Origin of the sequence: Caulobacter sp. B11 (genome assembly GCF_002737765.1) — a bacterium.
Classification (GTDB): Bacteria; Pseudomonadota; Alphaproteobacteria; order Caulobacterales; family Caulobacteraceae; genus Caulobacter.
In genome coordinates, this window is sequence record NZ_PEGG01000202.1 from 1 (window position 1) to 6239 (window position 6239).

Consider the following 6239-nt stretch of genomic DNA (forward strand, 5'->3'; position numbering starts at 1 on the left):
CGCCGCCCGCGACCTTTCATGAAGGTGACGGGCAGGTCGTGATCGGAACCCAGATGGACAAGACCCAGGACGTCTTTCAGACCCATGGCTGGCGCCAGATGCTGCTGACCCGCTGCGAGGGCCTGGCGCCGATCCCGACGGCGGTGGCCCATCCTTGCGACCCCGTCTCGATCGAGGCGGCCTGCGAAGCCGCCGCCCGGGGCCTTATCACCCCGATCCTGGTCGGGCCCGAGGCCCGGATCCGCGCCGTCGCCGACAAGGCGGGCCTGGACATCAGCGGCTTTCGGCTGGAGGCCACCGCCCACAGCCACGCCTCGGCCGACCGCGCCGTGGCCCTGGTCCGGTCGGGCGAGGCCAGCCTGCTGATGAAGGGCTCGCTGCACACCGACGAGCTGATGGGGGCGGTGACCAACGCCGCCACCGGTCTGCGCACCGCCCGCCGCATCAGCCACGTCTATCTGATGGATGTGCCGCGCTATCCCCGGCCGCTGCTGATCAGCGACGCGGCGATCAACATCGCCCCCTCGCTGGAGGACAAGCGCGACATCGTCCAGAACGCCATCGACCTGGCCCATGTGCTGGGCATCGACCAGCCGCGCGTCGCCATTCTGTCGGCGGTCGAGACGATCAATTCCAAGCTTCAGTCGACCCTCGACGCGGCGGCCCTGTGCAAGATGGCCGACCGGGGCCAGATCACCGGCGGCCTGCTGGACGGCCCCCTGGCCTTCGACAACGCCGTCAGCCCCGAGGCGGCTCGCGACAAGGGCATCGTCTCGCAGGTCGCGGGCCAGGCCGATATCCTGATCGTGCCCGACCTGGTGTCGGGCAACATCCTGGCCAAGCAGCTGACCTTCCTGGCCGGGGCCGACGCTGCGGGCGTGGTGGCGGGGGCTCGCGTTCCGATCATCCTGACCAGCCGGGCCGACCCGGAAGCCGCGCGGATCGCCTCCTGCGCGGTGGCGGTGCTGATGGCCCATGCCGCCCTGGCCAGCCTGCCCGGTCCCCTGGCGTGACCGACGCCGTCCTGACCCTGAACGCCGGCTCGTCCAGCCTGAAGTTCGCGCTGTTCGCCCGCCGCGACACCGGCGTGACGGAGCTGTTTCATGGCCAGATCGAGGGCGTCCAGAGCGCGCCGCACATGATCGCCCGCGACGCCGCCGGCGTAATCCTGACCGAACAGCGCTGGGCGCCGGACAGCGGGATGAACCACGAAGCCTTCCTGGCCCCGCTGCTGGCCTTCGTCGAGGCCCATCGCGGGGGGCGACCCTGACCGCGGTCGGCCACCGCATCGTGCATGGCGGTCCCGACCTGCATGAGGCGGTGCGGATCGACGCGCCGCTGATGGCCCGGCTGGAGGCCCTGTCGCCCCTGGCCCCGCTACACCAGCCGCACAACCTGGCCGCCGTCCGCGCCGCCCAGGCCGCCCTGCCCGGCCTGCCCCAGGTGGCCTGTTTCGACACCGCCTTCCACCACGGCCACGCCGATGAGGTCACCCACCTGGCCCTGCCGCCGCCCTGGCATGAGCAGGGCGTTCGCCGCTACGGCTTCCATGGCCTGTCCTACGCCTTTGTCAGCGAGCGGCTGCGGGCCCTCGACCCGCAATTGGCGGCCGGGCGGGTGATCGTCGCCCACCTCGGCAACGGGGCCAGCCTCTGCGCCCTCAAGAACGGGGCCAGCGTCGACACCACCATGGGCTTCACCACCCTGGACGGCCTGATGATGGGCACCCGCTGCGGATCGCTGGATCCCGGGGTGATCCTCTACCTGCAGCAGCAGGCGGGGCTGTCGATCCAGGCGGTGGAGACCCTGCTCTATACCCAGTCGGGCCTGCTGGGGTGTCGGGCCTGTCGGGCGACATGCGCACCCTGCTGGCCAGCGCCGAACTGCGGGCCCGCCAGGCCGTCGAGCTCTACACCTTCCGCATCGCCCGCGAGGCCGGGGCCCTGATGTCGACCCTGGGCGGGCTGGATGGCCTGGTGTTCACCGCCGGGGTCGGCGAGCACGCCCCCGCCATCCGCGCCGCCGTGGCCGAGCGTCTGGCCTGGACCGGTCTGAGGCTGGACGGCCGCCGCCAACCTTGCGGGCGAAGGGCTGATCAGCGCGCAGGACTCGGCGATCCGGGCCTGGGTCATTCCCACCAATGAAGAGGCGATGATCGCCTTGGACACTGCCCGAACCCTGGGCGCTCAAGCGGTCTAGGCGGAAACCTCGCAAGCCGCCGCGCGACGCAGGGCGTCGGCCAGGCGATCGAGGCCAGCGATGTCGAGGTCGCCGTCGAACGGCAGGCTGATCAGGCTGATGGACAGGTGGTCGGCGACCGGCATGTCGTCCATCGCGGCCGAGGCCGGATAGACGCCCACCGATTCCGGAAACAGGCCCTCGGCCAGCAGCCGTTCGGCGACGCCGTCGGCGGCGCCGTCGGGCAGGGTCAGGGCGCAGGCTCCCGACACCCAACTCATGCCCCAGCCCGGCTGGAAGCCGACCGGGGCGTCGATCAGCAGCATCCGCAGGCGCTGGGCGGCGGTGGCCAGACGCAGGCGCTGGTGCGGCCAGGCGTCCAGGCCGCTCTCTCCGTCGAAACCGGGCGCGCTCAGGCGGTCGATGAAGGCGCTGTCCTCGCTAGCCAGGAACACGCCCTGGCCGCCGGGCAGGCCGACCAGCACGGGGACGGCGGCGTCCATGATCCCGTCAAAGGCCTCGAAGGCGTCGACCAGGATCGGCAGGCCGGTCTCGGCGCGGAAGGCGGCCCAGGCCTGAAGGTCCGGGGCGCGGCCAAAGGCGCAGCAGGGCACGATGGCCTCCAGCGGCCCCGGGGCTTCGGGCAGGCGCTCGCGCAGATGGCCCGGATCGAACATCCAGCTATAGGGGTCGACATCGACCAGCCAGGGCACGAGGCCGGCGGCGGCGATGCCGTCGAGGGTCTCGCGCGAAGCCAGGGCCGAGACCACGCAGATCCCGCCCGGACGCACATCCAGGGCGATCAGGGCGTCGGCCAGGGCCTCGGTCCGGTCCAGGGCGACGCGCACGGAGGTCGGGTGTGCGAAGCGAAACTCCAGCCGGGTCTCGACGCCGCTGGCCAGGCCGCGCAGGGCCGCCTCGATCGCGGCGAAGTCCAGCGGCACAGCCGGCGCGGCGGACTTGCCGCGGGCGGCGGCGGGAGGCGGGACGGACGCGGCGGCGAACTTGGAGGACATGGGGTTTCCGCGAGAAACGGATCTGCCTTGAGGGCATCACCTACTGGTTAACCAACCGTATCGACTGACTCGCCCTGCCCGCATGCGGCGCGCCGTCGCGGGTCAAGCTTCACACTTGGGCAGGAGCCTGCCATGAGTCGCGCAGTTCGCGCTTCAAAACCTTGCCGATATGGCTGCGCGGCAGGGCGTCGAGCAGATGCAGCTCGGCCAGGCGCTGGGTCTTGCCGAGGCGGGCGTTAACGGCCGCGCGCAGGGCCTCGGCGTCGATCGCCGCCCCGGCCTTCAGGGCCACGAAGGCGACCGGCGTCTCGCCCCAGGCGTCGGACGGCACGCCGACCACGGCCGCCTCGGCCACGGCCTCGTGCTTGAGGATCTCGGCTTCCAGATCGCTGGGATAGATGTTGAAGCCGCCGCTGATGATCATGTCCTTCTTGCGATCCATCAGGGTGAGGAAGCCCTCCTCGTCGAACCGGCCCACATCGCCGGTGCGGATGAAGCGCTCGCCCTCGGGCGAAACCCAGGTGGCCTCGGCCGTCTTGCCGGGCTGGCCGTGATAGCCGTTCATCATGCCCTGCGAGCGGCCGACGATCTCGCCGACCACGCCGGGGCCGACCTGGACGCCGTCCTCGTCGATCAGGCGGATGTCGTGGCCGGGGGCCGGGCGGCCCACCGTGTGCAGCTTGTCGGGGTGCTCATGGCAGATGAGGATGCAGGTGCCCCCGCCCTCGGTCATGCCGAAATACTCGACCAGGCCGCCGGGCCAGCGGGCCAGGACCTGGGCCTTGAGCTCGGCCGCGAACGGGGCGCTGGTGCAGAACTTCATGTGGAAGCTCGACAGGTCGAACTGGTCGAAGTCCGGATGCTCGAGGATACGGCGGTACTGCACCGGCACCAGCATGGCGTGGGTCACGCGGTGCTGCTGGGCCAGTTGCAGGAAGCGCCCGGCGTCGAACTTCTTCATCAGCACCACCGTGCCGCCGCCCGCCAGGATCGGGAAGAAACAGACCAGGGTGGTGTTGGAATAGAGCGGGGTCGACAGCAGGGCGACGGCGGTCTCGCCATAGCCGATGGCGCCCGGGCCGCGCAGCAGGTGGCGCCAGCGCATGCCGTGCGACTGGACGATGCCCTTGGGCGCGCCGGTGGTGCCGCTGGAATAGATGATGTTGAACGGATCGTCCGGGGTGATGGTCACCGGGGTCGGGACCGCGCCCGCCGGGGCCAGCCAGGCCTCGAAGGCCTCGCCGCTGTCGCAGCCGTCCAGGGCGATGAACCGCGCCGTGATCTGGTCGCGCACCGCGGCCAGCTCGGCCGCCACGCCGGCGTCGACGAAGAACAGGATCGCGCCGCAGTCGGCGACCATGCCGGCCAGGGCCTCGGGCGTCGAGGACGGGCCAGGGGCGCCACCGCCACCCCGGCCCGCAGTCCGCCCAGGAACAGGGCCGCATAGGGGATCGAGGACAGGGCGCAGACCGCCACGGCCTGGCGCTGGGCCACGCCGTCGCGCTGCAGCGACGCGGCCACCCGGTCGACCAGGGCGTCGAAGGCGGCGAAGCTGATCGTCTCGCCGGTCTCCATGATCACCGCCGGATGGTCCGGCGTCGCCGCGGCGCGCAGCCGCAGGATGTCGCCGATCGTGCCGAAGTCGGCGGCCAGCATGGCGTCGAGGGGGGTCATGGGGTCTGTCCCTAAAGCTACTTGAGGCGGGGCAAACCCCCTCCGGCCCTCTGGGCCACTCCCCCAAAGGGGAGGATTTACGCAGATCAGATGCTCCCCCTCTGGGGGAGCTGTCGCGGAGCGACTGAGGGGCTCGCCGCCCCTAGGCGTCCTTGAAGCCCTTGCCTTCGGCGACCAGGCGCTCGAGCAGGGCCGAGGGCTTGAAGTCGTCGCCCAGCGTGGCGTGGAACTCCTTCATCTTGGCCAGGATCCGACCAGTTCGCCCCAGAACATCGGGCCGCCCGAATAGACCGGCCAGCCATAGCCGTTGATCCACACCGTATCGATGTCGGACGCGCGGATGGCCTTGCCCTCTTCGAGGATCTTGGCCCCCTCATTGACCATCGGATACAGGCAGCGCTCCAGGATCTCCTGGTCGGTGATCTCGCGGCGCTGGATCTGGCGGCTCTCGGCGAAGTCGCGGATCACCTGCTCGACCACCGCCGAGGGCTTGGCGACGCGGTTTTCGTCATAGTCGTAGAAGCCCTTGCCGTTCTTCTGGCCGCGGCGGTCCATCTCGCACAGCACTTCACGCACGGTCGAGGAGCTGGTCTTGGCCGGATCCCAGCCGATGTCGAGGCCGGCCAGGTCGCTCATCGCGAACGGACCCATGGGCAGGCCGAAGTCGTAGAGCACGCGGTCGACGTCCCAGGGCATGGCCCCTTCGAGGATCAGCTTCTGGGCCTCGCGCTGGCGCTGGGCCAGCATGCGGTTGCCGACGAAACCATGGCAGTTGCCGACCAGCACCGCGACCTTGCCGATCTTCTTGCCGATCTGCATCGAGGTGGCGATCACCGACTTGTCGGTCTTCTCGCCGCGCACGATCTCCAGCAGGCGCATGACATTGGCCGGCGAGAAGAAGTGCAGGCCGATGACGCTTTCCGGCCGCGAGGTCGAGGCGGCGATGACGTCGATGTCGAGATAGGAGGTGTTGGAGGCCAGGATCGCGCCGGGCTTGGCGATCTTGTCGAGCTTGCCGAAGACCTCCTTCTTGATCTCCATCAGCTCGAACACCGCCTCGATGATCAGGTCGCAATCGGCCAGATCCTCGAGCTTCATCGAGGGCGTCAGCAGCGCCATGCGCTTTTCGACGTCGTCCTGGGTGATGCGGCCCTTCTTGGCGGTGTTCTCGTAGTTCTTGCGGATGGTGGCGACGCCGCGATCCAGGTTCTCCTGCTTCATCTCGATGATCGTCACCGGGATGCCGGCGTTGAGGAAGTTCATCGAGATGCCGCCGCCCATGGTGCCGGCGCCGATGACGCCGACCTTCTTGACGGGGATGATGGCGGTGTCGTCCGGCACGTCGGGAATCTTGGCGGCCTGGCGTTCGGC

Annotated in this window: 3 protein-coding genes and 3 pseudogenes; 3 read left to right on the plus strand and 3 right to left on the minus strand. The window is 70.0% G+C overall.

Features of this window, described 5'->3' with window-relative positions:
* From CSW58_RS08990 to CSW58_RS14360, 3 genes and pseudogenes are all read left to right on the plus strand, one after another.
* Window positions 1-1013 (plus strand): bifunctional enoyl-CoA hydratase/phosphate acetyltransferase (locus CSW58_RS08990; protein WP_099447061.1); only part of this gene is annotated, 1013 nt, incomplete at its 5' end.
* Window positions 1010-1270 carry a hypothetical protein gene (locus CSW58_RS14355; protein WP_201721620.1) on the plus strand — a complete coding sequence of 87 codons (261 nt, stop codon included), beginning with the start codon at window positions 1010-1012 and terminating at the stop codon, window positions 1268-1270. The genes CSW58_RS08990 and CSW58_RS14355, both read left to right, overlap by 4 nt.
* Before the next feature lie 50 nt (window positions 1271-1320).
* Window positions 1321-2144 (plus strand): annotated as a pseudogene (locus CSW58_RS14360) (acetate/propionate family kinase).
* Between the two features lie 51 nt (window positions 2145-2195).
* Here the strand turns inward: CSW58_RS14360 and CSW58_RS09000 are convergent.
* The 3 genes and pseudogenes from CSW58_RS09000 to CSW58_RS09010 all read right to left on the minus strand — a co-directional run.
* Window positions 2196-3194 (minus strand): DegT/DnrJ/EryC1/StrS family aminotransferase, encoded by a 999-nt coding sequence (locus CSW58_RS09000; RefSeq protein WP_099447062.1) that lies wholly within the window; start codon window positions 3192-3194, stop codon window positions 2196-2198.
* Window positions 3195-3303: 109 nt separating this feature from the next.
* A pseudogene (locus CSW58_RS09005) lies at window positions 3304-4868 on the minus strand (class I adenylate-forming enzyme family protein).
* 142 nt (window positions 4869-5010) lie between these two features.
* A pseudogene (locus CSW58_RS09010) lies at window positions 5011-6239 on the minus strand (3-hydroxyacyl-CoA dehydrogenase NAD-binding domain-containing protein); the annotation flags it as partial.

Excerpts from the sequence above, each read along its gene's own strand:
- CSW58_RS09000 (WP_099447062.1), bottom strand. The coding sequence starts at position 3,194 with ATGTCCTCCAAGTTCGCCGCCGCGTCCGTCCCGCCTCCCGCCGCCGCC.